Consider the following 26,140-nt stretch of genomic DNA (forward strand, 5'->3'; position numbering starts at 1 on the left):
CAGTAGAAGCGAGACCCGTCGTCCGCTTCATATCATGTGCCCTTAGCTCAGCTGGATAGAGCGTTTGACTACGAATCAAAAGGTCGGGAGTTCGAATCTCTCAGGGCACGCCTCTTTACCTTAAAAGGGAAGAGAAATAGCAAAGTCGGGAAGTAGCTCAGCTTGGTAGAGTACTTGGCTTGGGACCAAGGGGTCGCAGGTTCGAATCCTGTCTTCCCGACCATGATTTGCCTAACGATTCGTGAAAAGCTGCCGGGGTGGCGGAATGGGCAGACGCAACAGACTTAAAATCTGTCGGGAGTTTCTCCCGTACCGGTTCAAGTCCGGTCCTCGGCACCAAGTTCGTTCGATGCGGGTGTAGTTCAATGGTAGAACTCCAGCCTTCCAAGCTGGTCGCGTGGGTTCGATTCCCATCACCCGCTCCATATGTAAAAGCAGAGAGCCGTTTAGCTCTCTGCTTTTTTCGTTATTCTCCCATCGTCTCTATCCGCAAGCAAACGATCCAACAGAAAAAGACCTCGTGTGGCTGCGTCAGTCCAGCATGCCAGAGGTCTTTTATTCGCGTAAGTATAAAAAACAAAAAAGAAACAGAATCAGTCCGGGTTTCTTTCATCCGACGAGAGACGAATGAACGAAGCAGCAGGTTTAGTGCTTATGAACGTAAAAGCTTCAGAAAAACGATGTCGAAAGCTGTCTGACGGTTTCAGTGGTAGAAACATATGTTTTCGTGTACAGTAAGGCTAAGGTCGCTTACCGAACGTATAGGTAACGGATCTCTTGCATTGCCTCCTGATGACCAGGAGGCTTTTTTGTGTTCACAGAAGCGCGATTGACTTGACTATTATACTAACCCACCAGGATTCAGTTGGTCGCTTCCACAGGCTCTACAGCTTCTTCTACTGTTACGATCGGAAGCGATACGACGAAACGGGTGCGCTTCTCGTTGGAGTCGCAATGGATGGTGCCGTTGTGCTTCTCAATAATATTTTTACAGATGGACAAGCCAATGCCCGTCCCGTTTTGTTTGGTTGTAAAGAACGGCTGGAACAGAACCTCCACAATGTCGGGAGGAATCATTTCACCGTTGTTTTCCACACTTAAATAAAGCCAGCCATCCGAAGCAGTAGCGATAATGTGGACGTACTTGTCCGTTCGGTTTTGCACGGCGTCAATCGCATTGTTCAGCAAGTTGACGACGACCTGTTTCAAGCCTTCCTCATAACAAGCCAGAGAGCAGGGGTGGATTTGTTTTTCGAATCGTATGTTTTCTCCCAAAAGTCTCGGAGTAATCAGCGTTTCTACTTCAGCGAGCAGTTGCTCAACTTGGACAGTTTTGAAAATTTCATCGAGAATCGGTTTTTTGGAAAAGCTGAGAAAGCCGGTAATTTGCCGATGCAAGTTTTCAAATTCATGCATGACGACCTGAATGTACGTTTGCAATTGTGCCTGTTCCTGCGTCGACTCACTGATCAGTTTGAGAAAGCCTTCAATGGCACAGAGCGGATTGCGCAGCTCGTGGGCCATGTTGGCCGCGATTTTCCCCAGCATGGTCAGCTTGTCGTTGTGCAGGTAAGAAATCGTTTCTTCCTTTTGAACGAGCTCTTTGTTGATCATTTGCTCAAAATGATAGACAGCCCAAAAGACACTCTCGTCCATCGCTTTGCCCAGTTGCTTTTCCAGATAGTGCATGTCCTGGGGAGAGAGGGACCAATGTTGCAGTTCAGGCTGAAGCACACGCCAGAATACGTTTCGATACAACTGATACGTGCGCAAAATGGAGGAGAAGGGGAACTCCTGCGAACGCAGCCACTCTCCCATATCCAGTGCCCAGTTCTGCATGTCCTGGTCTACGTCTTCCACCAGATAACGGGCTAAGAGAACCGTTCGTTTCTCCGCAAAATCACGAGGAATTGTTACAGGGATTTCCATACTGCGAACAATTTCCTGCATCCATATCGTAGTAATTCTTGGAGCCAAGTCTAAAATTTTCCGTGAAACGTGCAATAAGTTAAGCGTCACAGTCTCCACCATCTCATTATCCACCCCACTAGAATCGTAAGGGAAAAAGGTAAGATTAGACAAGGTATAAATATCCCGATTTCGCGATAAAATGTTTTTTTTGTGGAATTTTTTTGTTGACAAAATCCGCTGAAAACCGCCTTTTTTCGGAAAAATATTCAATCATAGGTCCGATTCTAGTCGCATAAAGTAGAATGGACAAACATTTCATGGACCAGGGAGGCAGGGATGGGAGAGCATTTTTGGCTGGGTCTGGTGCATATTTTCATGATTGATCTGGTACTGAGCAGCGACAATGCTGTCATCATAGGAATGGCCTGTCGGGGCTTGCCTTTACGGGAGCGAAGCCGTGCAATCATGTATGGAACGATTGGGGCTGTTGTATTGCGAATTGGCTTGACAGGCGTGATGACGTGGATGCTGGACATTCCGCTTGTAAAGGCGATCGGAGGGTTGCTGCTGCTCTGGATTGCCTGCAAGCTGATGCTGAGCAGCCACGACGAGACGACAGAGGTTGCGCACAATCAGACAATCGGCCAAGCGGTCAGAACGATTATATTAGCAGATTTTGTAATGAGTTTGGACAATGTTTTGGCGGTTGGCGGAGCCGCACATGGCGATATATGGCTGGTTTTGCTTGGACTGGGGATGAGCATCCCGCTGCTGATGTGGGGAAGCGTCTGGGTCGCGCGGCTGATGAACCGTTTCCCAGGTTTGGTCATCATCGGTGGCGGCGTGTTGGCGTTTACGGCTGTGGACATGTGTCTGGAAGACCCGTACGTGTGGAAATGGCTCAATCCGCTGATGTTGAATCACATGTGGCTTCCCGTGATTGCTGCCGCATTGATCATGCTGTGGGGGCGGATGAAAAGGGCCTGACCAGGTAATGAAAGGAAGCGGTAGTGGGGAATACTACAAAGTAAACATCGCTGGAAAGGAACCGTTGCATATGAACACAAATCTCTTGATGCTATGGGGATACTGGGATGAAATCTACCAACGGTGCACCAGACTTACCTATATTGAAAAAGGGAACAATATTTTTCGGGTCGTTCCCTTGCGTTATCGGGGTGAGTCTTTGCGTACGTCAGACGAGCGGATCATTCATGACGGCGATCTGATTTTGAAAATACATATTCACAACTACTACTTTGCCACTCTTTGCAGGGGCGTCAAAGACGAACTGAAAGTAGCCTTGTTATTGCGCAGGCATATTTTGCAATCCTTGCCGAGGCTGGCGGCTTTTCTGGAAGCGATGGAGGAACGGGGGCAAATCAAGGGAATCGTCGGCACAACCATGCTGCACAAAGGCGTGGCTCCTTTGGGCTTTTCCATTTCCGACGTACCGATGAGCTGGTTTTTCCGCTACAAGCGCTGGTATTTGCGACTCATGCTCAGAATCGTCCACCCGAACGGGAAAAAGCGCGTGCAGACGTGGAAGCAAGATATGCCGTTGAAGCGCGTCTACATGTCCAAGGAATTGCTCTTGGAGCGTTACGGCCAGAGCAAGCCGACGACAGGGGATGCCTTCTGATGGCCAAGCGCTTTTTGCTGGTCACGGAGGAATGGGCAGGCAGCGGACATCGAGTAGCGGCAGAGGCGATCCAGGAAGTATTGCAAAACATGGACGGCGCACAATCTGCGCGGGTGATCGGAGGCTTACAGACGGCCAGCCCGGGATTGCGGGTGCTGTCCCGTTTTTTTTATCTGAACATGCTGCGGTATGCGAAGCCAGTTTGGCACAAAATGTACGAGCAAGATGAGATGTGGGGAAGATCGTTATCCAAGCCACTGGGCTGGTGGCTCTCGACAAGGTTGCTCCAGCGTGTTTTGCGTGCGGAGCAGCCGGACGTCGTGGTGGCGACACATGCTTACTGCCTGTCGGCGCTCGCCTATGCCAAGCAAAAGGCGGACAAGCCTTTTCAACTGGTGAGCGTCCCTACTGACTTTCATGTCAACCGCTTCTGGATACACCCGCAAATTGACGCTTATATGGTAGCGCATGAGCAGATGGCGGAAAGGCTGACGCATCGCTATCGCATTTCCGCTGAAAAAGTGCATGTTTGCGGCATCCCGATTCGCCGTGCTTTCCATTATGCTGCGAGTAAGACCAAGTCGGATTGGAAAAGTCAGCTCGGCATTGCCGTCGATCGATTTACGGTGCTGATTGGCGGCGGCGAGGGCGGATACGGCCAGATGGAAGAAGTGATTCGCACATTGGCAGAGGAAGAGGAGCCGTTACAGATTGTCGTCATCACGGGCAAAAATGCAAGTTTGCAAAAGCGGCTGGAGGCCGTGGTTTCGCCGTGGAGCGAGCGGCACCGTTTTGTCGTGAAAGGCTACGAGGAGCGCATGTGGCAATGGATCGGGGCGGCAGATGCGTATGTGACCAAGCCGGGAGGAATCACTTGTGCGGAGGCGCTCGCTTTGCGCACGCCGCTCATTTTGCATCAGCCGTTGCCAGGGCAGGAGCAGTACAACAGTGCGTTTCTTACAGAGCAGCAAGCGGCGATTCTCGCTCGCTCTCCGCAGGAGATTCGCGAAGTCATTCGGGGCTTGCGCGGCTCTGGGCGCGTGGGAGAGCTTGCCGCGCACATGGACAAGCTGCGGCGCCCGGAGGCAGCAGTTGAGATCGCACACGTCCTTTTTTCGCTGGAGTCTAAAATTGGAAACAAAAATCGCGAATGAACAAGGAAAACTTCACGCATATTAAACCTACCAACGACGAGGAGGTGATTACAGATGGCTAACAACAGATCCAGCAACAATCTGGTGGTTCCTCAAGCTAACCAAGCGCTGGACCAAATGAAGTACGAAATCGCTTCTGAATTCGGCGTTCAGCTTGGTCCGGACACCACTTCCCGTCAAAACGGTTCAGTTGGTGGCGAGATCACAAAACGTCTCGTTGCTTTCGCTGAACAACAATTGGCTGGCCGTGGCTAATTGCATAAGTGGATGAGGAGAGGCACCTGCGGGTGTCTTTCCTTTTTTATGAGGAAAAAGTCGATGAAATGGAAAAACGTTACAGCCGACAAACCAAACTTAACCGCATATTTCCGCGGTACTGGCTGATTCTATATGTGTTGGGAGGTGATTGGCTATGACAGTTGGAGCACAGGTAAAACAGGCTCTTGCCAGCCTGAAAGGGGCACAGGCAGATTTGGAGTCGTTCGCTCTTAGCACGCAGAACAAGCAAGCAAAGCAATTGTACACGGATGCAGCTGCGCAGACGCAAACGATTGTGGACAACTTGCAACAGCGTGTTACCGAGTTGGAGAACGAAGAGCCACAGTACAAAGGCTTCTAGCCATGCTGCAAAACAAGAGGGAGAGACGCTCTCTCTCTTGGCTTTTCTTCAAGGGTCAACGGTTGATGGAGGTGGAGCATGCCTGACTGGTTAAATATTTTGCTGCGTTCCATAGGAGCGTTGGCGTACTTGTTCCTTCTTACCAAAATTATTGGCAAGCGGCAAATCAAGCAGCTTACGTTCATTGAATACATCGTCGGGATTACGATCGGCTCGATCGCAGCCTTCATGGCAACGGAGATGGACGGGCCTGTTTTTCACAGTTTGATTTCCATGGGTGTGTTTGCGATTTTCCCCGTTTTGATGGAATGGGTATCGCTGAAAAGCAAGGTGATGCGCGACTTGTTCGAAGGCAAGTCAACCGTGCTGATCAAAGAAGGGAAAATCATGGAGGACAACCTGAAAAGGGAGCGGCTGACGGCAGAAGATTTAATGGAACAGCTTCGAATCAAAAATGTGTTTCGGGTGGCAGACGTCGAATTTGCGCTCATGGAGACAAACGGGGAACTGAGTGTACTGCTGAAGTCGGAAAACCAGCCCTTGACAGCTCAACAATTAGAGCTGACGGTGCCGCCAGCAGAAGAAGGCCAGGTCGTCATCATGGATGGGGTGATCATGGACGAGCCGTTGGCAACGGCGGGCTACAACCGCAGATGGGTACGCACGCAGCTGCAAAAAGCAGGTGTGGCGCTGGAAAATGTGTTTCTCGCCCAGGTAGACAAAGGAGGCGAGCTGTACCTCGATCTGTATGACGACAAGATACAGGTTCCGGCTCCGCAGGCAACGAAGCTGACTTTTGCGACTCTGAAAAAATGCCAGGCTGATCTGGAGCTGTTTGCTCTCGGGACAAAAAACGACACAGCCAAACAGACGTATCAGCGCGACGCCGAACAATTGCAGACGATCATCGACCAGGTCAAGCCATTTTTAATACGGTAAAAAGGAGTGAGAGAAGAATGGCCGATCAAAAAAAGAAGAATTTAACCCCCGTGCAGCAGGAGTATCAGCAGTTGGCGATGCGACATGAGCCGAAGCGACCTCTCGTGCGCAATTTTTTCCGCGCCTTTATCGTGGGCGGCGTCATCTGCCTGATTGGTCAGGGGATTACCGAGCTGTTCATCCGCTACTTTGACTTTACCGAGAAAACGGCGGGAAACCCGACTGTCGCGGTTCTGATTCTGCTCTCGGCGCTACTGACGGGACTGGGCGTGTACGACCGCATCGCCCAATGGGCCGGGGCGGGCACCAGTGTTCCGGTGACCGGATTTGCCAACTCGATTACCTCAGCCGCCATTGAGCACCGCAGCGAAGGATTGGTGCTTGGGGTAGGGGGAAACATGTTCAAGCTCGCAGGTTCTGTGATTGTGTTTGGTGTTGCTGCCGCATTTGTCATCGGCTTGATTAAAACATTGATTACGATGGGAGGGTGACACATGCGCCAGGGTCATCAGTCGTGGGTGTTTCCTTCCAGGCCGGTCATTCTCGGCCACGCAGCCATCGGCGGGCCATTTGAGGCTCAGGGGCCGCTGGCCGAGGATTTTGATACGCTGCACGGAGACTTGATGATAGGACAGGAGAGCTGGGAGAAGGCGGAGAAAGTGCTGCTGGAAGAGGCGTGCTCCAAAGCGATCGAAAAGGCGAATCTGACGAAGGAGCAGATCAACTTTTTACTGGCGGGCGATCTGATGAACCAGATCATCTCGGCAAGCTTTTCCGCAAGGACGTTGGCGATTCCGTTTCTCGGGATTTTCGGGGCTTGCTCGACAGCGATGGAAGGCTTGGCGCTCGCTGCGCAACTGGTAGACAGCCAATCTGCGGATTGCGTGCTTGCGGCAACCTCCAGCCATAATGGAGCGGCGGAGAAGCAGTATCGGTACCCGACAGAGTACGGCTCGCAGAAGCCGCCTACGGCACAGTGGACCGTTACCGGAGCGGGAGCAGCAGTCGTCGGCAAACAAGGCCAGGGGCTGCACATTGCAGGGGCGACGATTGGACGGGTTGTAGACATGGGGATGACTGACCCGTTCAACATGGGGGCAGCCATGGCTCCGGCAGCGCTGACGACGATCGAATCGCATTTTCGTGACTTTCAGTTGCCACACGACTATTACGATCTGGTCGTGACGGGTGACTTGGGAAAAGTCGGCCACGCGATTTTGTCGGAATTGCTGCCGAAGCATAATGTCATGGTTCCGCTGCAACGCTACGTCGATTGCGGGAAGCTGATCTACGGCGACAATCCGAACGTCTGGTCGGGCGGGAGCGGATGTGGCTGCATTGCGACGGTCACCTACGGACATTTGCTGCGGAGGATGAAGGCAGGCGAATGGAAGCGGATGCTGCTGGTTGCCACAGGTGCGCTGTTATCGCCTATTTCCTACCAGCAAGGAGAGAGCATCCCGTGTATCGCGCACGCAGTAGCCATAGAGTCCGAGTAACCTGGAGAGTGATAGCATGACGTTTTTATGGGCATTTCTCGTAGGCGGGATCATCTGTGTCATCGGGCAATTCCTCATGGATGTGGTCAAACTGACCCCCGCCCATACGATGTCGTCCCTCGTTGTCGCAGGTGCCGTCCTGGATGGCTTCGGGCTGTATGAGCCGCTGGTTCAGTTCGCGGGAGCAGGTGCGACCGTCCCGATTACGAGCTTTGGCAACGCGCTCGTTCACGGGGCGATGGCCGAAGCGGAGCAGCATGGGGTGATCGGCGTTGTGACCGGCATTTTTGAGGTGACCAGTGCAGGGATATCCGCTGCCATTGTGTTTGGCTTTTTGATGGCGCTTATCTTCCGGCCCAAAGGATAAAGTCGGCAAAAGCGAGTCAGATGTTACCTCTGCTGCCAAAATGCTTGAATTGAACCTACTTTCGCCAGCGGGTAGAATGGTGGCGTTAGGAGGGGATGTTCATGTCATGGCAGAAAAAAACATTGACGACCCTGCTCGCGGCGATGCTTGCCGTCGCGTTTGTCTTCCCTGCCGAATCTTACGCGGCATCGCTTGTAAAGCGCGGCAGCGAGAGCGGGGATGTGTGGGACTTGCAGTATCGCCTGCAAATATTGGGGTACTATCAGGACAAGCTGGATGGCAGTTTTGGGGCGAACACGGCTCAGGCGGTGCGCCAGTTTCAAAAAGCATACGGTCTGCCAGCCGATGGGATCGCTGGTGAAAATACATGGCGTTCACTGAAAAAAGTGTCGGTCAATCAGAACGAGATGCAAATGCTCGCTCAGCTCGTCTATTCGGAAGCGCGGGGCGAAAGCTTCAAGGGGCAAGTAGCGGTTGCGGCCGTCGCCCTGAATCGTCTTCAGTCCAAAGACTTCCCGAATACGCTCAAGGGCGTCATTTTCGAGCCGTACGCTTTTACCGCAGTCGATGATGGACAGTACTGGTTGAGCCCCAACAAGACGGCTTACCGGGCAGCGTGGGAAGCAGTGCGGGGCTGGGACCCAACCAATGGTGCCCTCTATTACTTCAACCCGGCGACCGCCACGTCCAAATGGATTTGGTCGCGCCCGCAAGTGGTGCAAATCGGCAAGCACATTTTTGCCAAGTGACGAAGAGAAGCGATCTAAAAGACTCTTGTTTTTCCGCGACAGCCAGCGGAAAGCAAGAGTCTTTTTTCCTGAAAAGCCCCAATGCGCGTCGTTCGCGCCTGGCGGGAAGGGACAGGCAATTGGGAAGAATTGTCCCTTGTTTTCACGAAATGTTTCGATAAAATGAAACGAAACGGCTTCGAATCTTTTTTCTGGAGGATGATGATGAGGAAACAGATGATCCTGGCCTCGCTGGCAGCCTTGCTGGTCATTGGCGCGCCGGTTGCAGAGGCAAAGACAAACGAGACGAGCAGTACACCGTACACAGACATTGCAGAGCATTGGGCCAAAAAGGAAATTGAAACATTATACATAGCGGGAGTCATTGGCGATACCGAGTCGTTTCGGCCAGATGATCCGATTACGCGCGGGGAACTGGTAACGATGTTTGTCAAGGCAAAAGGGATAGAGCCAGGCACAGCGAGCCAGTCACCATTTGCTGACATTCCGTCAGACAGTTGGATGGCACCATATGCGGAAACTGCCTATCGCCTTGGAATCGTCCATGGCACCAAACAAGGAAGCCAAGTATTTTTGAAACCGGAGGAGCTTGTCACGAGAGAGGAGCTTGCTTCGATTTTGATTCGAACGATGGGCGATAGCGGTGTCGTCAATCAGCTCAAATGGTCGACGACGGTTCAGACGTTGGCCAAATACCCGGATGGGCGCAGCGTGGATGAGGGCTACCAGCGTCCGCTCGTGTACGCCTTGGAAAAAGGCTTGATGAGCGCCTATGGCGATGGTACGCTGAAGCCGAAAAACCGGATGACGAGAGCGGAGGCAGCCACGTATGCGGCTGTGCACCTCGTCAGCGGCCAAGCTTCCAAAAGCGGGCAGCAGCTGTTCAACGGGACGGCCTACAAGCAGGCGCTGACCGTCCAGACGACCGCCTACAGCAACCCGAACCAGCCGATCCTGTCGTATTTGGAGTACCCGCTCCGTGAAGGTGTCGTCGCTGTCGATCCGGCTGTCATTCCGCTCGGCAGCCATCTGTACATCGATGGTTACGGCTACGCAGTTGCCGCAGACATTGGCGGTGCCGTTAAGCAGCGTCACGTCGACTTGTATTTGCCGACCTTGCAGGAAGCCGAAAACTACGGCATGAAGCAGGGCGTCAAAGTATACGTGCTGGATTAACGTATCGTTAAGGACATATTTCCTGCTCTTTCCACTCATACTAACGTGGAAAGGGTGGGATTTTTTTGTGGGCCTGGGTATTTCTCGGATTGCTTGTCTTATTGCTGCTGCTTGTGATTACCCCAGTAAAAATCAGTTGCTATTATCATCGAAAAGAGGAAGACGATCAACTGGAAGTGGAGCTTGAGGCGTGGCATGGCCTTTTTTCCCGAAAATACGAGTTGCCGATTTTGCTGTTCAAAGTGTCCCCGGCAGGCCCGGAGCTGGTGGCAAAGGTGGAGACGATCGAGCAAGGAAGCAAGGTGCAGGAAAAAATCAAAGACTTTACCCGCCGCCAAGTAAAAAGATGGTATCACAACTATCGGGAGCTGGTCGATCGCGTGCGGGATTTGCTGCCGCTGATCCGCGACTTGTGCAAGCAGATTCACTGCACCAAGCTGGAATGGCATACGTTGCTCGGCACAGGGCAGGCTGCGGAAACAGGAGCCATCACCGGAGTGATCTGGGGCGTGAAAAGCTTGATTGTCGGGGTGTTGTCACACTCGATCTCGCTGCGGACGATGCCTGCGATGAGCGTCCAGCCCGTGTGGAATGATGCGGTGATCCAGACAACGTTTCGCTGTGTCTTTCGCTTTTACTTGGGGCACTTTCTGTTTTCGCTGCTGAAAATTGCCTGGCGGATCAGGAAAACAGGCCAGCGCAAATGGCATACAAGCCCATCGCAAGCATGAACCAGCACAAAAAACCGTGACGCTTTCCGTCATATAGCCGCGTTCCTGTACATGCTCTGAAATTGTTGGGGGAATGTTAATAGATGAGACATGCAGGAAGGAGGAGCAGCTTACTATGGCAGACCACCCGATTCAGGGCCTCATGAGAACAGCGATGGAAAATCTCAAGCAAATGGTGGACGTGAACACGATTATTGGCGATCCTGTCGAGACGCCGGATGGCAGTGTGATTCTCCCTATCTCCAAAGTGGGATTCGGCTTTGCTGCTGGGGGTAGCGAATTTCACTACGACCAGCATCACCAGGGAATCGATGGACATCCGTTTGGCGGCGGTAGCGGGGGCGGTGTCTCGATTACACCCGTGGCCTTTTTGGTCGTCGGAAAACAAGGAATACGCTCCATACCGCTGGAAAATACGACGCATCTGTACGACCGGATTCTCGACTCCGTTCCGCAGTTTGTGGACAAGATGCAGTCGCTTTTTAAAAAGCACGACGAGATGCCTGTTCAGTCCCATCCGGGAAGGAAGAGGGTAGACGATCACGACTTGGAAGAGTTGATGGACCGGGGTTAAAAAATGAAAACAGGTATGCGCCTATTGCGGGGCATACCTGTTTTTTGCTTTCATCAGCACGTTTCTCTACCAGAGCTGGTTGAGGAACAAGCCTGTTTGCGCCACGTAGCGGTAGTTCATTCCCGAGGCGGAAGTGTTGTGGTACGGGTTGGCCGATGTTGCGGCTGTGTAGGCTTGGGAGAACGAGCCAAACGGCTTGCTCTGCACCTTGACGACCTCCTCGCGAATCGCGCGGGAGAGGCGAGTCATTTCGTCGACAAAGCCGGAAACATGCGCAGAAGTGGCCTCACGCCAAACTTGCTCATCGAAGGACAACGATCCATCTTTGCGAAAGCCAAGCCCGTAACGGTCGAGTGTTCCTCTGGACGCTCGGGTTATATGTGCGAACGGATCAAGCTTTTGCGATGACAAGGCAGATGCCTGCTCTGTCAAAAAGTCGTGCAACTGGTTGTAGCGGTTGACGAACGCGTGCGTCTTTTGCAAAAGCCGATCGTAGTCAGGCGCAATCTCGATGACAATGTCTGTAGCTGTTGTTTGAAGCATGGAGACTTGTACGGCATCGTTCGTGAGCCAAACGTGGTTGGAGGGGCTTGAATCCCGCCTTCCATTCCACACAAACACAGCGTCAGCGGCGCTTGTCGTCGCGCGGTCAAGGCCGAGCACACGGATCGTATTTCCGCTCACATCCTGCAAGGCAAAAGACTCGCCGGCTCCTGTTTTGCGCGAAGAAACGCTCAACGCCACATACTGCCCTTCGGATTTCTGGCGGACATCTACGGGAAGCGAGCTGTTGCGCAGTGCTTCGGCAACCGAACGCAGGCTGTCCGCGTGCGTGTCTTTGCCATGCGAATAATAGGCAAACAACTCCTCTTGCTCGCCGAAGTGCAGGCTAAACTGCTGCGGGCCTTCGGTTACAAGTGTCGGGAAATCACCCGGCAATGCTGTGCCTGTGTTGGTCTGTCCGCTCGCCAGGGAGCCGATGGACAGACGGTGCGTGCCGTTCGTTGCTCGCGGACCGGGTTTGACGGTTGCCGCCTCCGGTTGAGAGGAGACGACAGTCCGTTGGTTGATGGCACTTTCCGGTCGCGCGGGGTCAAACTCTTGGGCAGCTTGATCCAGGTCAGCAAAAAAGCGGTACAGGCGGGACAAGGAATCGGAGAGATCAGTCATCCACTGTTGCTGCCGGGTATAGTAAGGCTGCAGACTATATCCGAAAATCGGCTCGACAGGAGAGCTGAGCTTCGCCTGTACCATTTGAAAATGATAGCGGCCGACTCGGGAGCTGTAAGGAATTTGGCTGACTCGGTCCAATTTCAAGTCGATCACCTCACCACGAACAATTGGATTTCGATGGAAACCATCGTCTGTTACCTTTCATTATAGACGATGACTACTCCATTTCAATGAGCAGATCGCCAGTTTCGATCGCTTCGCCCGCTTTTACGTAAACGGCTTTGACTTTGCCGTCTTGCGGTGCCTGGATCGTCGTCTCCATTTTCATCGCTTCGCTGACGAGAAGGTGTTCGCCTTTGCGCACTTTGTCGCCCTCTGCCACGAGTACCTTCAATACCTTGCCTGGCATGGAAGCACCGAGGTGAGCGGAATTTTGCGGGTCTGCTTTTCGGCGAATCGTCTCCGAGACTTTTGCCGACTGGTCGCGAACGAAAATTTCCCGCGGCTGACCGTTCAGCTCGAAGTAGATGATGCGGCGTCCATCCGGATGAAGCTCGCCGACAGCGACCAGCTTGATGATCAATGTTTTTCCGCGCTCAATCGTAATCGCGGTTTCCTCGCCAGGACGCAGGCCGTAGAAGAACGTCGATGTGTTCAGGACGGACAGGTCGCCGTATTCTTTCAGGCGCTGGTCAAATTGCAGGTAAACCTGCGGGTACATGATGTACGAGAGCACATCCAGCTCGCTCGGCTCGCGGCCGATTTTTTCAGCCAGCTCCGATGTCACCTGGGCGAAGTCGATCGGCGCAAGCAACTCTCCAGGACGAGCTGTAAAGGCATCGCGGCCTTTCAGCACGAGTTCTTGCAGCTTTTTCGGGAAGCCGCCTGGCGGTTGACCCAGATAGCCTTGGAAAAACTGAATGACGGAATCAGGGAAGTCGAGGCGTTCGCCTTTCTCCCAAATATTTTCTTCGTTCAGGTTGTTTTGCACCATAAACAAGGCCAGATCGCCGACGACTTTCGAAGACGGAGTGACTTTGACGATATCCCCGCACATTTGGTTGACGACGGCGTACATGTGCTTGACTTCGTCCCAACGGCCTTCCAAGCCGACAGCTTTTGCCTGCTGCTCCAGATTGGTGTACTGACCGCCTGGCATTTCGTGCACGTATACTTCGGTATTGCTCGCTTTCATGCCGCTTTCAAAGCCTTGGTAGTACGGTCTGACATCTTCCCAGTAATCGGACAGCTTGTTGAACGAATCAAGCGACAAACCCGTCTCGCGTTCGGTATGGGCGAGGCTCGCGATCAATCCGTTGAGGCTTGGCTGCGAGGTCAAGCCCGACATGGAGCTGACGCACGCGTCGACGATATCGACTCCTGCTTCGACGGCTTTGAGCAGCATGGCCGCACCGTTGCCAGACGTATCGTGCGTGTGCAGGTGAATCGGAATGCCGATTTCCTGTTTCAAGGCGCGAACCAGCTCGTAAGCGGCGTAAGGCTTCAGCAATCCGGCCATATCCTTGATCGCCAAAATGTGCGCGCCTGCTTTTTCCAGTTCTTTCGCCAGGTTGACGTAGTAGGACAGCGTGTATTTCGTTTTGCTCGGGTCGAGGATGTCGCCTGTGTAGCAAATCGCCGCTTCCGCCACCTTGCCTGTTTCGCGCACGGCGTCGATGGCCGTCTGCATGCCTGGCAGCCAGTTCAGGCTGTCGAAGATGCGGAAGACATCAATGCCGTTTTCCGCCGAAGCCTTGACGAACGCATGGATGACGTTGTCCGGGTAGTTCGTGTAGCCAACCCCGTTTGCCCCGCGCAAAAGCATCTGGAACAGCACATTCGGGATGCGCTGGCGCAAAATCTGCAGCCGCTCCCAAGGCGATTCCTGCAAAAAGCGCATGGAGGTGTCAAACGTAGCGCCGCCCCACATTTCCAAAGAGAACAGTCCCGAGCCAAGCTTGCCCGTCGCTTCGGCAATCGACGCGAGGTCGTACGTGCGCACGCGCGTGGCAAACAGCGACTGGTGGGCATCGCGGAATGTCGTATCGGTTACGAGCACCTGCTTTTGCTCCTGAATCCAGCGAACCAGGCCATCCGCTCCGTCTTTGTCCAAAATTTGCTTTGTTCCATCCGGGTACGGTTGGGTAAACGGTGTGCGCGGAATGCGCGGCGAGTCAAAGTGCGGCTTTTTGTCCGGCTTTGCCATGCCCGGATAGCCGTTGACAATCGTATTGCCGATGTACGATAGTAATTTGGAACCCCTGTCCTGACGGCCGGGGAACACGAACAGTTCCGGTTTTGTATCAATGAAGGAGGTGTCGTAGTTGCCGCTGAGGAAATCAGGGTGTGTGACGACATTCTCCAGGAAAGGCAAGTTGGTTTTCACACCGCGGATGCGGAACTCCCGCAGCGTACGCAGCATTTTGCGCGCAGCTTGATCAAAGCTGGTTCCGTACGTGGAGATTTTCACCAGCAAGGAGTCGTAGAACGGTGTAATAATCGCGCCAGGGTAGCCGTTTCCGCCGTCGAGCCGGACGCCGAAGCCGCCGCCGGAACGCCAGGCTGACAGACGGCCCGCGTCTGGCAGGAAGTTGTTTTCTGCATCTTCTGTCGTTACGCGACACTGGATCGCATAGCCGCTCATTTGAATCTGGGACTGCGAGGCGATCCCGATTTCCGGATCGGAGAGGGCGTGTCCTTCCGCGACGCGAATTTGCGACTGCACGATATCGATGCCGGTAATCAGCTCGGTGATCGTATGTTCCACTTGAATCCGCGGATTGACTTCAATAAAATAAAAGCGCTTGTCCGGCGTGAGCAAAAACTCGACCGTCCCTGCGTTGGAATAGCCAGCTTTTTTCATCAGGGTGAGAGCTGCCTGGCAAATTTCTTCGCGCAGGCTATCGTCGAGAGAAAGGCTTGGCGCCACTTCGACCACTTTTTGATGGCGTCGTTGCACCGAGCAATCGCGTTCGAACAAGTGCACGATGTTTCCGTGGTTGTCGCCGAGAATTTGCACTTCGATATGCTTTGGCTGCTCCAGATAGCGCTCCAGGTATACTTTGGCGTTGCCGAAGGAGGAACGCGCTTCTGAACGGGCGCGATCAAGCGAGTCTTGCAGCTCGTCCTGGCTGCGGACGATGCGCATCCCGCGACCGCCACCGCCGGAGACGCCTTTGATGATGATCGGATAGCCGTATTCCTTGGCGAACAGCAGGGCCTCCTGCAAAGTCTCAATCGGCTCCGGCGTGCCTGGAATGACCGGGATTTGTGCTTCGATGGCAAGCTTTCTCGCTTCGACCTTGTCGCCGAATTTCTCGATCAACTCGGAAGAAGGACCGATGAAAATAATTCCTTCCTCCTGGCAGCGTTTGGCGAAATCGGCGTTTTCGGCGAGGAATCCATAGCCGGGGTGGATCGCATCGATATCGTTGCGCTTGGCGATCTCGATGATGCTGTCGATGTCCAGGTAAGCTTCGATCGGGCCTTTTCCGGCACCGACCAAATAGGACTCGTCCGCTTTGAAACGATGAATCGAGACGTTGTCTTGCTCAGAGTAAATCGCTACAGTACGGATGCCCAGCTCGGTAGCCGCACGGAAAATGCGAATCGCAATTTCTCCGCGGTTTGCTACCAGCAGCCGATTAATCTTTCTCTTTTCCAAATTTCTCTCCCCCTTTGTCTCTTTGAGAGACATGAAAAAATTATATATAGCATAAATATACAAAATTTTCGTGATACAAGACACCCTTTTTTCTTTTACAACATCAGCCAACTGACTGGAGTGAATCGTTTTGCCAAAGCAACTGCCTGTTTTCGTCTATGGCACATTATTGTCCGGCTTTCATAATGACAGCGGTTATATCAAACCGTTTTCGCATACCAAAACAAGGGCGACGATCAAGGGGGAAATCTATCATTTGCCAGAAGGCTACCCCGGCTTGCTCATGACAGACGCGGGAGAAGTGGCAGGCGAGATCGTCGATTTTGCCCCTGAGGTGTACGAAAAGGCGCTGGCTGGTCTCGACGAGCTGGAAACCTACTACGGCGAGGGAGACTCGCGAAACGAGTACGAGCGGATTCCCGTAACAGCCTGTGTCCGAGAGACTGGGCAAGAGGTAGAGGTGTACGTTTACCGCTATTTGGATGAAGCCTATGTGAAGCGGGTCGGGACCAGAGTGGAGCACGGAGACTGGCGCGCCTTCATGGAGCGGGCTGAATAGCAGAGGCGCGTTTTGCCAAAACTGGTAGGGAAAAGGAGGGACCCTGCCATGGAATTGATGAACGCGAAACCTGCGCAAATCTGGCGCTTGCTTATTCCGCAAAGCTTTTGGATGTTCACGGAGGAAGTTCCCGAGGATGAGCTGATCTTTCACTATCGCGACCATATTTACTTCGTGAATCAGGATGGCTCGGTATTGGCGCTGCCCAAGCCGGCCTGCTTTGACATGCTGGATATGGGCACGCTGCTGGAATGTCTGGCGACGTCCGACGATACGATTGACTTTGACGACGAGGGCGAGTTTGACTACGGATTTGTCCTGAAGCAGATGGGCTACATCGTCCCGGTCAGGGAGAAGCGGGAAAAGGCTACGTATCAGATCGAGATTTTCAATACGGCACTGCCAAAGGCACACGCTACGCGCTACGAGATGAAGCATGTCGATTTTGGCTTCGCGCTTTACCATGCGCTGATGCGTTGCCACGAGCTGAACACGAAAACAGACTGGGAGTATGAGCACGAAGTGAAGCGCATCGTCAAGGTGGATGCCAAAGCTTCCGGGAAAGTGCAAGTGAATCTGTAATTTCTACTATTGGCATAGTGAAAAAAAGTGAATGATAGGGTATGATAAATGAGGTACATATGAAAGTATTGGTGAGGAGGAAGAAATCATGACAACTGCTGTTGAGCGTCAAGGCGCATTTGTTTTCAAAGGGGGTCCTGTTACCCTGCTCGGTCCGGAAATCAAAGTGGGAGATACTGCTCCTAACTTCACCGTAGTAGGCGGCGACCTGTCCCCTGTAACTCTGGACGATTCCAAAGGAACCGTTCGCATCATCTCCGTAATCCCATCCATCGACACAGGTGTTTGCGACGCGCAAACTCGTCGTTTCAACGAAGAGGCTGCCGGTCTGGAAGGCGTAACAGTTCTGACTGTTTCCGTTGACCTGCCATTCGCGCAAAACCGCTGGTGCGGTGCTGCTGGCATCGACAAAGTGAAAACTGTATCCGACCACAAAGACCTGTCCTTCGGTACAGCTTACGGCGTAGCGATCAAGGAATTTCGTCTGCTGTCCCGCGCTGTATTCGTAATCGATGCAAATGACAAAGTAGTTCATGCGGAGTATGTGGCTGCTGCTGGTGAGCATCCAAACTACGAAGCGGCAATCGCTGCTGCAAAAGCTGCGAAGTAAGCTTTTTCGCAAGCAATCTGCTGAGAGTCAGACCCCCTTTTCGTCTATGGAGACGAGGAGGGGGTTTTTGTTTTGGATTGTTTTGTCCAGGCGGCGCCTGTTTTTTGGGGAGCTGCAAAAATGTGTTGACGATTTTAGTAACCAGTGGTTATATTATTACCAACGGTTACTAACCACTGGTTATTTTGTTTGGTGGAAGTCAGGAGTGGAGTCTTGCATGGCAAGCAGACAGGAAGTGCGATCAGAGGAAACGAAGCGGGCGATTCTCGCGGCCGCGACACAACTTTTCGCGGAGCGGGGCTTCGAGGCCGTCTCGATTCGGGAAATCGCCAAGGCGGCAGGCTGTTCACATACGACGCTCTACATTTATTTCAAAGACAAGGAAGCGCTTCTGCATCAGCTTTCCAAAGGGCCGCTGCAAACGTTGGCACAGGCAATGGAAGCTGCGCTTGCGGATGAAAAGCGGTCATCCGAGGAAAAACTGCGTGAAATCAGTCGCCAGTTCATCCGCTTTTGCCTGGGGAATCGCAACATGTACACGCTGTTTTTCATGATCAAAGCATCGCGCATAGACGAAGAAGAGCCGGAACAAGAGCTTCAAGCGCTGCGCACGCACTTGTTCGGGCTGTTGAGAAAAGCCGTGTTGCTCTGCTTGCCGCCTGAGGTCGGGGAAGAGGAAGCTTTGGCGTATGCACGGATTTATTTTTATACGTTGCACGGCATCGTCGGGACGTATACCCATTCGGAGGAATCGCTGGAAGAGTTGCTAGGCAGATTGGCGCCGACGTTCGATCTGGCTGTGGACGTCATCCTCGCGGGCAGCAAACAAACGATGACAAGGAGTGGTGAAAAATGAAGATCGAGCAAATCTCCAAGCACATCTGGTGCATCCGCAGCTGGATGTTGATTCCGGTTCGTGTCTGGGCGGTGGTAGAAGAGGACGGCGTGACGCTGGTTGATGCGGGGATGCCGTTCATGGCAAAAGGCATTGCGGCGTTTCTGCAAAAACAGGGAGCAGGGCCATTGAAGCAAATTTTGTTGACGCACGGCCATTCCGATCACGTAGGAGCCGTCAAGCGGCTGGTGGAAACGATGCCCGTTCCGGTGTATGCCCATCGGATCGAGATTCCGTACATGGAAGGCAGAGAGCTGTATCCGCGCCGCAAAAAGCTGGAAGCGAACGTTCAGCCGGGCCTGGCGAAGCCGCTCGCGGAAACAGAGGACGGAGGACTGGCTGCGATCGCTGGACTCAAGCCGTACCTCACGCCAGGGCATTCGCCTGGTCACGTCGTCTACTACCACGAGCAAGATCGCGTCCTGCTGGCAGGTGATCTGTTTACCTCCAAGCGGGGAAAACTGCACCGCCCGATGCCGATGTTTACGGCCGACATGACAGAAGCGGTGAAAAGCAGCCGAATCGTGCGAGAGTTGAACCCGCTTCGGCTGGAAGTATGTCACGGCCAGGCGGTACACAATCCCGCCGAGCAGCTCGATGCGTACCTGGCGGAAATGTCCCGTGCCTTTTCCATCCCGACGAGTGTGTGGCAGTAGGAAGCCGGGCTTTATGAGGGCGTCAGCTGTTTGCTCATCAAGACGCTGCGATAGTTGGTTTCCTTCCACTGTACGTGTTCGATAAAGCGATAGCACAAATTGCCAGGAGCGGTTGAAACGAACCGCTCTTTTTCGCGTCTCATAATAGAGGTGATTGGATGAAAAAGGTAGAAAAGATAGCCCCGCTGTACATGGCAGCTGTCTTGCTGCTGACAGGCTGTCAGCTTGGCATGCTCAATCAGTCGTCTTTTCAAGAGCTGGCCCAACCGCCCGCGCCTGTCATCGCGTGGAAAGGCAAAACAGCCGTGACGGTTCCGACCTCATACTGCTGGAACTACGAAAACGAGGGTGTCTGCATGGACATGGCCGCTCCGCCGGAAGTGATCGGGGAACAAAAGCCCAAGCCGTTGCAAGTGAATCCCGGCGCCATGCTAACCGTTACATATTCGCCCCCGCCCACGACGGAGTCTCTTACGGTCGCGCAATGGATCGGCTCGAAGCGGATCGAACAGCTTTTGGAAAACGGAAACCAATGGAATGCTCCCGAGCAGCCGGGCTGGTATTTGTTTGACGTTCGCGGGCAGTGGAGCCAAGGCGATGCGGGACATGCTTTTGTGATTGAGGTCAGGGAAAATCGCCCGCTTTAACCTCGCGAAGGTTGTCTACTCACCGGGACTTTTTGCTATACTGGACAACAGGGAAAATCCCAAAGGAGAGACAACATGCAGGAAGAATTGATACGCTTTACAGCGGATGAGATAGATGCAGGACAAACGGTGCGGGATGTGCTGCAAAAGCGTTACGGTGTGTCGCGCCGCTTGCTGATCCGGGCCAAATTCAAAGGAACGATTACGCGCAACGGAGTCCTCGTGTTCGTGAATGAAAAGCTGCAAGCCGGAGACGAAGTGGCTGTCATGGTCGAAGAAGAAACAGAAGAGACGGTAGCTCCTGAGGAAATGCCGCTCTGCATTCGTTATGAGGACGACGATTTGCTGGTCATCGCCAAGCCGGCTGGACTGGTCGTGCACCCGACAGGCAACCATCCGTCAGGTACGCTTGCCAACGGGGTGATTGCCTATTGGAAAAAGCGGGGCGAAGCGCGGCGGTTTCGCGCAGTCAACCGCCTGGACAAAGATACGTCAGGCTTGATGATTGTCGCCAAAAACCAGTGGGCGCACGAGCAGTTCAGCCGCATGCAGCAAGAGCGGACGCTCCAGCGCTTTTATCAGGCGATTGCCGAAGGGATCGTTGCGAACGATGCAGGCACGATTGATTCGCCAATCGGGCTTGCGGAAAATTCGTTTATCACGAGGCAAATCCGGCAAGACGGTCAATCGGCTGTTACGCATTATCGGGTACTGGCTCGCGGTGAGGGCATGACGTTGCTGGAGCTGAAGCTGGAGACAGGCCGTACGCATCAGATTCGGGTACATATGCAAAGCGTCGGTCATCCGCTTGCAGGCGACGACCTTTACCTGGGCGGACGGGAGCATATCGGAAGACAGGCGCTTCACGCGGCAAGACTGTCTTTTGTTCACCCGCGCAGCAACGAGCCTATGGAATTTGCCGAGCCATTGCCAGCGGATATGCAGCAATTGCTGCGAACGTTTTTCCCGGAACGGCCTGCGGGCAGCTAGAAAGAAGTCGCAAAAAAATTCGGCAAATTTCTGTGGAAAGCAGAAAGCGTTTTCGATATGATAGAAGAAACAAACAAATAAGCTGTGGAAACAGCTGGTTGTCTGCGGGGAAAAATCCCGCAAGATTTTTTTCGGTAGCAGACAGACCCAGCTTGCGCCTGACGCACGTTTCGGAGCTTTTGACAAGATACAGGGACACCCCTTTCCTTTGTCATGCACCGATTTGAGCGAACGGGGGCGAGCTGGGTTTTTTTGTGCAACAAAAGGAAGGAGGGAAGCGCATGAAACTGGTTTCCTATCGACAAATCGACAGGGGAGCGTGGCGCGCCGGACTGCTTGCGGAAGGCAAAATCACAGACATCGCGCAGGCGCTGCCGGGCGCACCCGATACGCTGCTGGGATTGTTGGAACAGTGGGAGGAATGGAAAGGGCGTTTGCTGACGCTTGCGCAAAGCGCAGACGTGCAAGCAACGGGTCTGGCCACAGAGGACGTGTTCCTCGGCTCGCCATTGCCGCGCCCGGCGAGCTTTCGCGATTTTTACGCCTTTGAAGCGCATGTGAAGACAGCCCGGGCACGGCGCGGACTGGATATGATTCCCGAGTGGTATCGGTTCCCGGTCTTTTACTTTTCCAATGCAGCAGCCTTTTTGGGGCCGGACGCGAGCATCCAGCAGCCAAAAGCGACAGAATGGCTCGACTATGAACTGGAAGTCGCGTGCGTGATTGGCAAGGCAGGGGCAGATATTCCGCCAGAGCGTGCCCACGAGCATATAGCAGGCTTTTGCATCCTCAACGATTGGAGTGCCCGCGACATTCAGCGTGAAGAGGTCAAGGTCGGGCTTGGGCCAGCAAAAGGCAAAGACTTCGCTACTTCGATGGGGCCGTGGCTCGTTACGCCGGAAGAGCTGGAGGATGTACGAGTAGCGGGAGCAAAAGGCGAGCGCTACGATCTGACGATGGTGGCGCGGGTGAACGGCGTGGAGTATTCCCGCGGCAATTTGCTCGACATCCACTATACGTTTGCGGAAATGATCGCCAGGGCCTCGCAAGATTGCATGCTGTATCCGGGCGATGTCATCGGTTCCGGGACAGTGGGCACTGGCTGCATTCTGGAGCTGGGGCCGGAGCAATACGGATGGCTCAAGCCGGGCGACGTGGTAGAGCTTGAAGTAGAGCGCCTGGGCGTGCTCAGAAATACGATCAGCGAATCACGATAATAGAGGGGGAAGCAGGATGGCTTTTTATCACCGCATGGGAGAATTGCCGCAAAAACGGCACACGACTTTTTACAAACCGGACGGCCAGCTGTACCGCGAGCAAGTAATGGGAACGAAAGGGTTCTCTGGCATCCAGTCGATTTTGTACCATCACAACCCGCCGACGCAAGTGCGCGAGACGCGCAAATATGCGGATGTGCGCTTGGAATTTGTAGAGCAGGCGGATTTGAAGCACCAGCATTTCAAAACGTTTGACCTAGCCGCAGGGGGCGATCCGGTTTTTGGCCGCCGCTACTTGCTGGGGAACAGCGATGTAGTCATGGGCGTTTGTTCGCCGACAGAGCCGATGGATTACTTTTACCGCAATGCAGACGGCGACGAAGTCGTGTTTGTGCACGAGGGAGAGGGCGAGCTGCAAACGATCTTCGGCACGATTACCTACCGTCCCGGAGATTATTTGGTCATTCCGATCGGCACGACGTATCGGATCGTGCCCAGTGTGCAGAGCCGCTTTTTGGTGATTGAATCGCAAAACGAAATCGTCCCTCCGAAGCGCTATCGCAACGAGCACGGTCAATTGTTGGAACATTCCCCTTTTTGCGAACGGGACATTCGCGTACCGGAAAAGCTGGTGACACACGTAGAGAGCGGCCAGTTCGAAGTGCGCGTCAAGCGCCAATCCGTTGTCTACAGCTACTTTTTCGACTTCCATCCGTTTGACGTCGTAGGCTGGGATGGCTACTTGTATCCGTACGCGCTGAGTGTTCACGATTTTGAGCCGATTACCGGGCGCATCCATCAGCCGCCTCCGGTGCATCAGACGTTTGCCGGACAAAATTTTGTCATCTGCTCGTTCGTGCCGCGGATGTACGACTACCATCCGCAGGCGATCCCCGCTCCGTACTACCACAGTAATGTGGAGAGCGACGAGGTGTTATACTATGTGGATGGCAACTTCATGAGCCGAAAAGGCGTATACGAAGGCTCGATCACACTGCACCCGATGGGCATTCCGCACGGGCCGCACCCGGGCAAAATCGAGGCGAGCATCGGCAAAAAGGAAACGATGGAGCTGGCGGTCATGCTGGATACGTTCCAGCCGCTTTACGTCACAAAAGAGGCGTTGGCAGTGGAGGACGAAGCGTACATGTCGAGCTGGCTGCCGTCCGAGTGAACACAAAAGCGGCTGTGAGCGTTACGGTTGATCGCAAGTGGTCGCAGCACTTACCATAAATAACGTCGAGACGTTTTTCGCGTAAAAAAGGCGGGATCACGATGGAAATCAGGATTGACGAGTTACAAAGGCAGGAGAAGTACAAACTGTTGATCGGCTGCATCATTCCCCGGCCTATCGCCTGGGTGACTTCGCAGGATGGCAACGGTGTCATCAACGCCGCTCCTTTCAGCTATTTCAATGTGGCGAGCATCGAGCCGATGATGGTGTCTGTCGCTGTCATGCGCAAGCCGGGCAGCGTCCGCAAAGATACGGCGCAAAACATCGTGGAGACGGGCGAGTTTGTCGTCAACATGGTGGATGTTCACAATGTGGACGCCGTCAACCAGACATCTGCCGACTATCCGCCACAAGTGAGCGAGGTCGATGCACTCGGCCTTGCCGTTGCTCCTTCGTCGGTTGTTGCGGTTCCAAGACTTTTGGCATCGCGGATTCATTTTGAATGCAAGCTGCACCAGGTCGTCGAGTTGGGAAGTCCGACTACATCCGACCTGATCATCGGGGAAGTTGTGCACGTACATGTAGCCGACGAGCTGTATCACGCCGGGCGAATTGACGCCCATGCCTTCGCACCCGTAAGTAGGCTGGCAGGGCATACGTATGCCACTTTGGGAGATTTGTTTGACCGCCCGCGTCCCGTCTACGAGCCTGACCCTGCATCCAAGTAAATCGCGCTTGTAGACAGAGAAAAACCGTTCTGGCAGGCAGCTGGAACGGTTTTTGGCGTTCTCTTGTTCGCTAGTTCAGACCGGGATAACGGGAAATGGCATCGGGTCTGATCCAGCTGTCGTAATCGGAGGAAGTCCCGGCATTGGCAGGCGTGCCATAAGGAGTGGCGTTCGGCTCCTGGCCCAGCGGGTGAACGACGCTTTGCTGGTAGTACAAATTCCGATCGCTTTGGATGTAGGAGCGTTCCTGCCCATCAGCCGTACAGCCGCCAAGGAGCAAGCCTGTGAAGAGGAACAGAAGAAACCGCATCATGCTTCACCTCGTTAGTAGCGTGACTATTCTGCGCGGTTTTCATACGCGAAAAGCCGATATCCGTCTAGGGGCTGAGGACAAATCCCTCTATGGGCCATTTTGCCGCGCTACGCACTAGGGTATCCTTAATACATATAAGGCAAGCGGATATTGTAGAGGAAGGATTGGTTCCCATGGAAAGACGTTTATACCGCTCTTCGCAAGACAAGCGACTGTTTGGGGTTTGTGGAGGCATTGCCCAGTTTTTGCGCGTTGATTCGACGCTTGTACGTGTAGGCGTTGTCATTTTGACTGTTTGTACAGGATTTCCGATCCTGATCTATCTGCTCATGGCGATGATCATGCCAAAAGAACCGAGCTGGGCATTTGCCGGTGACGGATTTGGCTTGTACGACACTCCGAAGGCTGGACATTCGCGGATGAACGATCTCGATTCGGAAATTGACCGTCTGGAGAAACAGGCGCTGGTGCAGGAAGTGCATCGTTTGCGGGAAGAACTGAGCAAATACAGAGGCTTGTAAGCAGCAAAAAGGGTTCCTTGTCCACTTGGCACGGGGAGCCTTTTTCTTTTGGCGAAAAGGCAAGCTGTTCGGGCGCAACTGGCTGAGGAAAATTATTGGCGGAAATCCAGTCAACTTCGGCATCCGGGTGCATAACATGTAAGGTGGAGAATGTACATAGGGAGGGAACGGCAGTGTATCTCGGCGTGTTCGATTTGAATCAGCGTCTGGAGCAGACTCGCAAAGTTTTGCGGGAAAAGCAGCACCTGAAAAAGCTGATTGAAGAAGACATCCAAGAGCTGGAGAAAGACGTAAAAGCCTTGGAAGAAATGACCAACAAAGAGAAGTACGCAACAAGCGGCCAGCATTAAGGATGCGCGTAAAAAAGGATGCGGGCTTGTGAAAACAGAGAAAGTGGCGACCGCCCAAACGGCAGTCAGCCACTTTTTTGCGTCCTGTCTTTTATTCGCGAGGCGCGGCGTCTAGCAGCTTTTCCACAATCGTCGGCACCATCCGGATGGCGGCGCTGTCTGTTCCGTACGTCTGACTGTCGGCGTACGTTCCTTCCATCAACAGCATCAGCGTGTAGGCCAACTCACATGGATTCGCGGCACCAAGCGCCGTTGTGCGTTCCAGGAAGGCATCCGAAATCCGTTTCTGATGCGTGCAAACCAGTTCGCGAACCGGATGGGCGGTGTCGGGAAACTCGATCGAGACGTTGATGAAGCAGCAGCCGCGAAATTCCGGGGAAGACGCCCTGGCAGCCAGGTCGGCAAAAAACTGGATCAATTGCTCCCGAGGCTGATCGGGATGCTTGGCCATGCTTTGCTCCCATTCTTGCCAGAAAACGGTCTGCTTCTTTTGCATGTAGGCCAAAATCAAGTCTGACTTCGAGGAAAACTGGCGGTAGACGCTCATTTTGTTCAGTCCGGCACGTTCCACGATAGCGTCTACACTGACGGCATGGATGCCTTCCTGGTAAAACAGTTCTTCGGCTGCGTTCAAAATGATTTCTTGCGCTTTGGCGCGGGGCACCCTGGTTCGTTTGCTTGTGGTCATGGCAGCGTCCTG

Annotated in this window: 30 protein-coding genes and 4 tRNA genes; 29 read left to right on the forward strand and 5 right to left on the reverse strand. The window is 53.5% G+C overall.

Translation table 11 applies throughout. The features are described 5' to 3' along the window. Positions 1-36: 36 nt before the first annotated feature. The 4 genes from DEP07_RS09475 (at position 37) to DEP07_RS09490 (ending at position 425) form a co-directional block, all read left to right on the forward strand. Positions 37-110: transfer RNA gene (locus DEP07_RS09475), tRNA-Arg, on the forward strand. 36 nt (positions 111-146) lie between these two features. Beyond that, a tRNA-Pro gene (locus DEP07_RS09480) sits at positions 147-223 on the forward strand. Between the two features lie 28 nt (positions 224-251). Continuing rightward, positions 252-339: transfer RNA gene (locus tag DEP07_RS09485), tRNA-Leu, on the forward strand. 12 nt (positions 340-351) lie between these two features. After that, positions 352-425 (forward strand) — tRNA-Gly (locus DEP07_RS09490). 436 nt (positions 426-861) lie between these two features. Here the strand turns inward: DEP07_RS09490 and DEP07_RS09495 are convergent. Beyond that, the gene (locus tag DEP07_RS09495) at positions 862-2,031 is read right to left on the reverse strand and encodes a sensor histidine kinase (RefSeq protein ID WP_122964759.1); all 1,170 of its coding nucleotides are present in this window, start codon (positions 2,029-2,031) and stop codon (positions 862-864) included. A gap of 216 nt (positions 2,032-2,247) precedes the next feature. On the opposite strand from DEP07_RS09495, the gene DEP07_RS09500 reads away from it, so the two are divergent. From DEP07_RS09500 to ytfJ, 13 genes are all read left to right on the forward strand, one after another. Continuing rightward, a complete protein-coding gene (locus DEP07_RS09500; RefSeq protein ID WP_122964760.1) occupies positions 2,248-2,898 on the forward strand; it encodes a TerC family protein in 651 nt (216 codons plus the stop codon). 70 nt (positions 2,899-2,968) lie between these two features. After that, on the forward strand, positions 2,969-3,553 hold the full coding sequence (locus DEP07_RS09505) for a YkoP family protein (protein ID WP_287102407.1): 585 nt from the start codon (positions 2,969-2,971) through the stop codon (positions 3,551-3,553). Then, entirely contained in the window at positions 3,553-4,707 is a 1,155-nt protein-coding gene (locus DEP07_RS09510; protein ID WP_287102408.1) for an MGDG synthase family glycosyltransferase, read from the forward strand. Before DEP07_RS09505 ends, DEP07_RS09510 begins: the two co-directional genes overlap by 1 nt. 54 nt (positions 4,708-4,761) lie before the next feature. Beyond that, positions 4,762-4,962, forward strand: a complete 201-nt coding sequence (locus DEP07_RS09515) for an alpha/beta-type small acid-soluble spore protein (protein ID WP_063230695.1) — start codon at positions 4,762-4,764, stop codon at positions 4,960-4,962. A 157-nt stretch (positions 4,963-5,119) separates the two neighbouring features. Then, positions 5,120-5,326 (forward strand): DUF1657 domain-containing protein, encoded by a 207-nt coding sequence (locus DEP07_RS09520; protein ID WP_063230694.1) that lies wholly within the window; start codon positions 5,120-5,122, stop codon positions 5,324-5,326. A 78-nt stretch (positions 5,327-5,404) separates the two neighbouring features. Next, positions 5,405-6,265, forward strand: coding sequence for a DUF421 domain-containing protein (locus DEP07_RS09525; protein WP_217023126.1), 861 nt, complete (start codon positions 5,405-5,407; stop codon positions 6,263-6,265). Between the two features lie 17 nt (positions 6,266-6,282). Next, positions 6,283-6,756 (forward strand): stage V sporulation protein AC, encoded by a 474-nt coding sequence (gene spoVAC, locus DEP07_RS09530; RefSeq protein WP_063230692.1) that lies wholly within the window; start codon positions 6,283-6,285, stop codon positions 6,754-6,756. A gap of 3 nt (positions 6,757-6,759) precedes the next feature. Next, the gene (gene spoVAD / locus DEP07_RS09535) at positions 6,760-7,764 is read left to right on the forward strand and encodes a stage V sporulation protein AD (RefSeq protein ID WP_063230691.1); all 1,005 of its coding nucleotides are present in this window, start codon (positions 6,760-6,762) and stop codon (positions 7,762-7,764) included. Positions 7,765-7,780: 16 nt separating this feature from the next. After that, complete coding sequence (spoVAE, locus tag DEP07_RS09540; RefSeq protein ID WP_122964764.1) at positions 7,781-8,131, forward strand: stage V sporulation protein AE; 351 nt, start codon at positions 7,781-7,783, stop codon at positions 8,129-8,131. A gap of 101 nt (positions 8,132-8,232) precedes the next feature. Continuing rightward, positions 8,233-8,880 (forward strand): spore cortex-lytic enzyme, encoded by a 648-nt coding sequence (gene sleB / locus DEP07_RS09545; RefSeq protein ID WP_122964765.1) that lies wholly within the window; start codon positions 8,233-8,235, stop codon positions 8,878-8,880. Between the two features lie 204 nt (positions 8,881-9,084). Next, positions 9,085-10,056 carry an S-layer homology domain-containing protein gene (locus DEP07_RS09550; protein WP_173597802.1) on the forward strand — a complete coding sequence of 324 codons (972 nt, stop codon included), beginning with the start codon at positions 9,085-9,087 and terminating at the stop codon, positions 10,054-10,056. 65 nt (positions 10,057-10,121) lie between these two features. After that, positions 10,122-10,787, forward strand: coding sequence for a DUF2953 domain-containing protein (locus DEP07_RS09555; RefSeq protein ID WP_173597801.1), 666 nt, complete (start codon positions 10,122-10,124; stop codon positions 10,785-10,787). 115 nt (positions 10,788-10,902) lie between these two features. Next, positions 10,903-11,361, forward strand: coding sequence for a GerW family sporulation protein (gene ytfJ, locus DEP07_RS09560; protein ID WP_063230686.1), 459 nt, complete (start codon positions 10,903-10,905; stop codon positions 11,359-11,361). A 66-nt stretch (positions 11,362-11,427) separates the two neighbouring features. Here the strand turns inward: ytfJ and fliD are convergent, their stop codons facing one another. Together fliD and pyc are read right to left on the reverse strand one after the other, a co-directional pair. Then, positions 11,428-12,678, reverse strand: coding sequence for a flagellar filament capping protein FliD (gene fliD, locus DEP07_RS09565; RefSeq protein ID WP_281868015.1), 1,251 nt, complete (start codon positions 12,676-12,678; stop codon positions 11,428-11,430). 73 nt (positions 12,679-12,751) lie between these two features. Next, on the reverse strand, positions 12,752-16,198 hold the full coding sequence (gene pyc / locus DEP07_RS09570; RefSeq protein ID WP_173597799.1) for a pyruvate carboxylase: 3,447 nt from the start codon (positions 16,196-16,198) through the stop codon (positions 12,752-12,754). A gap of 130 nt (positions 16,199-16,328) precedes the next feature. Between pyc and DEP07_RS09575 the strand changes: the two genes are divergently transcribed. The 10 genes from DEP07_RS09575 (at position 16,329) to DEP07_RS09620 (ending at position 24,256) form a co-directional block, all read left to right on the forward strand. Further along, positions 16,329-16,757 (forward strand): gamma-glutamylcyclotransferase family protein, encoded by a 429-nt coding sequence (locus tag DEP07_RS09575; protein ID WP_122964769.1) that lies wholly within the window; start codon positions 16,329-16,331, stop codon positions 16,755-16,757. A 48-nt stretch (positions 16,758-16,805) separates the two neighbouring features. Then, a complete protein-coding gene (locus DEP07_RS09580) occupies positions 16,806-17,339 on the forward strand; it encodes a hypothetical protein (RefSeq protein ID WP_122964770.1) in 534 nt (177 codons plus the stop codon). A gap of 88 nt (positions 17,340-17,427) precedes the next feature. Continuing rightward, on the forward strand, positions 17,428-17,949 hold the full coding sequence (gene tpx / locus DEP07_RS09585) for a thiol peroxidase (RefSeq protein ID WP_122964771.1): 522 nt from the start codon (positions 17,428-17,430) through the stop codon (positions 17,947-17,949). Positions 17,950-18,166: 217 nt separating this feature from the next. Then, a complete protein-coding gene (locus DEP07_RS09590; RefSeq protein WP_173599595.1) occupies positions 18,167-18,805 on the forward strand; it encodes a TetR/AcrR family transcriptional regulator in 639 nt (212 codons plus the stop codon). Continuing rightward, on the forward strand, positions 18,802-19,500 hold the full coding sequence (locus tag DEP07_RS09595) for an MBL fold metallo-hydrolase (protein WP_242774988.1): 699 nt from the start codon (positions 18,802-18,804) through the stop codon (positions 19,498-19,500). Before DEP07_RS09590 ends, DEP07_RS09595 begins: the two co-directional genes overlap by 4 nt. Before the next feature lie 158 nt (positions 19,501-19,658). Beyond that, on the forward strand, positions 19,659-20,147 hold the full coding sequence (locus DEP07_RS09600) for a hypothetical protein (protein WP_242774990.1): 489 nt from the start codon (positions 19,659-19,661) through the stop codon (positions 20,145-20,147). Positions 20,148-20,222: 75 nt separating this feature from the next. Further along, positions 20,223-21,137, forward strand: a complete 915-nt coding sequence (locus tag DEP07_RS09605) for an RluA family pseudouridine synthase (protein WP_287102411.1) — start codon at positions 20,223-20,225, stop codon at positions 21,135-21,137. Positions 21,138-21,418: 281 nt separating this feature from the next. Continuing rightward, a complete protein-coding gene (locus DEP07_RS09610) occupies positions 21,419-22,354 on the forward strand; it encodes a fumarylacetoacetate hydrolase family protein (RefSeq protein ID WP_122964776.1) in 936 nt (311 codons plus the stop codon). Positions 22,355-22,370: 16 nt separating this feature from the next. Beyond that, entirely contained in the window at positions 22,371-23,528 is a 1,158-nt protein-coding gene (locus tag DEP07_RS09615) for a homogentisate 1,2-dioxygenase (protein WP_287102412.1), read from the forward strand. Positions 23,529-23,629: 101 nt separating this feature from the next. Further along, positions 23,630-24,256, forward strand: a complete 627-nt coding sequence (locus DEP07_RS09620) for a flavin reductase family protein (RefSeq protein ID WP_122964778.1) — start codon at positions 23,630-23,632, stop codon at positions 24,254-24,256. A 70-nt stretch (positions 24,257-24,326) separates the two neighbouring features. Here the strand turns inward: DEP07_RS09620 and DEP07_RS09625 are convergent, their stop codons facing one another. After that, positions 24,327-24,569: a hypothetical protein gene (locus tag DEP07_RS09625; RefSeq protein ID WP_233454156.1), complete on the reverse strand. Its 243-nt coding sequence runs from the start codon at positions 24,567-24,569 to the stop codon at positions 24,327-24,329. 173 nt (positions 24,570-24,742) lie between these two features. On the opposite strand from DEP07_RS09625, the gene DEP07_RS09630 reads away from it, so the two are divergent. Further along, a complete protein-coding gene (locus DEP07_RS09630; protein WP_122964780.1) occupies positions 24,743-25,090 on the forward strand; it encodes a PspC domain-containing protein in 348 nt (115 codons plus the stop codon). Positions 25,091-25,263: 173 nt separating this feature from the next. Then, positions 25,264-25,440: a hypothetical protein gene (locus DEP07_RS09635; protein ID WP_167470310.1), complete on the forward strand. Its 177-nt coding sequence runs from the start codon at positions 25,264-25,266 to the stop codon at positions 25,438-25,440. Positions 25,441-25,531: 91 nt separating this feature from the next. On the opposite strand, the gene DEP07_RS09640 is transcribed toward DEP07_RS09635, so the two are convergent. After that, on the reverse strand, positions 25,532-26,128 hold the full coding sequence (locus DEP07_RS09640) for a TetR/AcrR family transcriptional regulator (RefSeq protein WP_173599598.1): 597 nt from the start codon (positions 26,126-26,128) through the stop codon (positions 25,532-25,534). Between the last annotated feature and the right edge of the window lie 12 nt (positions 26,129-26,140).

The sequence above is a fragment of the Brevibacillus sp. genome (genome assembly GCF_003521185.1).
Classification (GTDB): domain Bacteria; phylum Bacillota; class Bacilli; order Brevibacillales; family Brevibacillaceae; genus Brevibacillus; species Brevibacillus parabrevis.

Bases quoted from the DNA above. Each gene is read 5' to 3' on its own strand.
- DEP07_RS09515 (WP_063230695.1), top strand. From the start codon at position 4,762: ATGGCTAACAACAGATCCAGCAACAATCTGGTGGTTCCTCAAGCTAAC.
- DEP07_RS09525 (WP_217023126.1), top strand. From the start codon at position 5,405: ATGCCTGACTGGTTAAATATTTTGCTGCGTTCCATAGGAGCGTTGGCG.
- DEP07_RS09500 (WP_122964760.1), top strand. From the start codon at position 2,248: ATGGGAGAGCATTTTTGGCTGGGTCTGGTGCATATTTTCATGATTGAT.
- DEP07_RS09605 (WP_287102411.1), top strand. From the start codon at position 20,223: ATGCAGGAAGAATTGATACGCTTTACAGCGGATGAGATAGATGCAGGA.
- spoVAC (WP_063230692.1), top strand. From the start codon at position 6,283: ATGGCCGATCAAAAAAAGAAGAATTTAACCCCCGTGCAGCAGGAGTAT.
- DEP07_RS09580 (WP_122964770.1), top strand. From the start codon at position 16,806: ATGGAATTGATGAACGCGAAACCTGCGCAAATCTGGCGCTTGCTTATT.
- spoVAD (WP_063230691.1), top strand. From the start codon at position 6,760: ATGCGCCAGGGTCATCAGTCGTGGGTGTTTCCTTCCAGGCCGGTCATT.
- DEP07_RS09640 (WP_173599598.1), bottom strand. From the start codon at position 26,128: ATGACCACAAGCAAACGAACCAGGGTGCCCCGCGCCAAAGCGCAAGAA.
- sleB (WP_122964765.1), top strand. From the start codon at position 8,233: ATGTCATGGCAGAAAAAAACATTGACGACCCTGCTCGCGGCGATGCTT.
- DEP07_RS09630 (WP_122964780.1), top strand. From the start codon at position 24,743: ATGGAAAGACGTTTATACCGCTCTTCGCAAGACAAGCGACTGTTTGGG.
- DEP07_RS09510 (WP_287102408.1), top strand. From the start codon at position 3,553: ATGGCCAAGCGCTTTTTGCTGGTCACGGAGGAATGGGCAGGCAGCGGA.
- ytfJ (WP_063230686.1), top strand. From the start codon at position 10,903: ATGGCAGACCACCCGATTCAGGGCCTCATGAGAACAGCGATGGAAAAT.
- DEP07_RS09620 (WP_122964778.1), top strand. From the start codon at position 23,630: ATGGAAATCAGGATTGACGAGTTACAAAGGCAGGAGAAGTACAAACTG.
- DEP07_RS09600 (WP_242774990.1), top strand. From the start codon at position 19,659: ATGAAAAAGGTAGAAAAGATAGCCCCGCTGTACATGGCAGCTGTCTTG.
- DEP07_RS09610 (WP_122964776.1), top strand. From the start codon at position 21,419: ATGAAACTGGTTTCCTATCGACAAATCGACAGGGGAGCGTGGCGCGCC.
- DEP07_RS09505 (WP_287102407.1), top strand. From the start codon at position 2,969: ATGAACACAAATCTCTTGATGCTATGGGGATACTGGGATGAAATCTAC.
- tpx (WP_122964771.1), top strand. From the start codon at position 17,428: ATGACAACTGCTGTTGAGCGTCAAGGCGCATTTGTTTTCAAAGGGGGT.
- spoVAE (WP_122964764.1), top strand. From the start codon at position 7,781: ATGACGTTTTTATGGGCATTTCTCGTAGGCGGGATCATCTGTGTCATC.
- DEP07_RS09625 (WP_233454156.1), bottom strand. From the start codon at position 24,569: ATGATGCGGTTTCTTCTGTTCCTCTTCACAGGCTTGCTCCTTGGCGGC.
- DEP07_RS09615 (WP_287102412.1), top strand. From the start codon at position 22,371: ATGGCTTTTTATCACCGCATGGGAGAATTGCCGCAAAAACGGCACACG.
- DEP07_RS09590 (WP_173599595.1), top strand. From the start codon at position 18,167: ATGGCAAGCAGACAGGAAGTGCGATCAGAGGAAACGAAGCGGGCGATT.
- DEP07_RS09550 (WP_173597802.1), top strand. From the start codon at position 9,085: ATGAGGAAACAGATGATCCTGGCCTCGCTGGCAGCCTTGCTGGTCATT.
- DEP07_RS09595 (WP_242774988.1), top strand. From the start codon at position 18,802: ATGAAGATCGAGCAAATCTCCAAGCACATCTGGTGCATCCGCAGCTGG.
- DEP07_RS09520 (WP_063230694.1), top strand. From the start codon at position 5,120: ATGACAGTTGGAGCACAGGTAAAACAGGCTCTTGCCAGCCTGAAAGGG.
- DEP07_RS09495 (WP_122964759.1), bottom strand. From the start codon at position 2,031: ATGGTGGAGACTGTGACGCTTAACTTATTGCACGTTTCACGGAAAATT.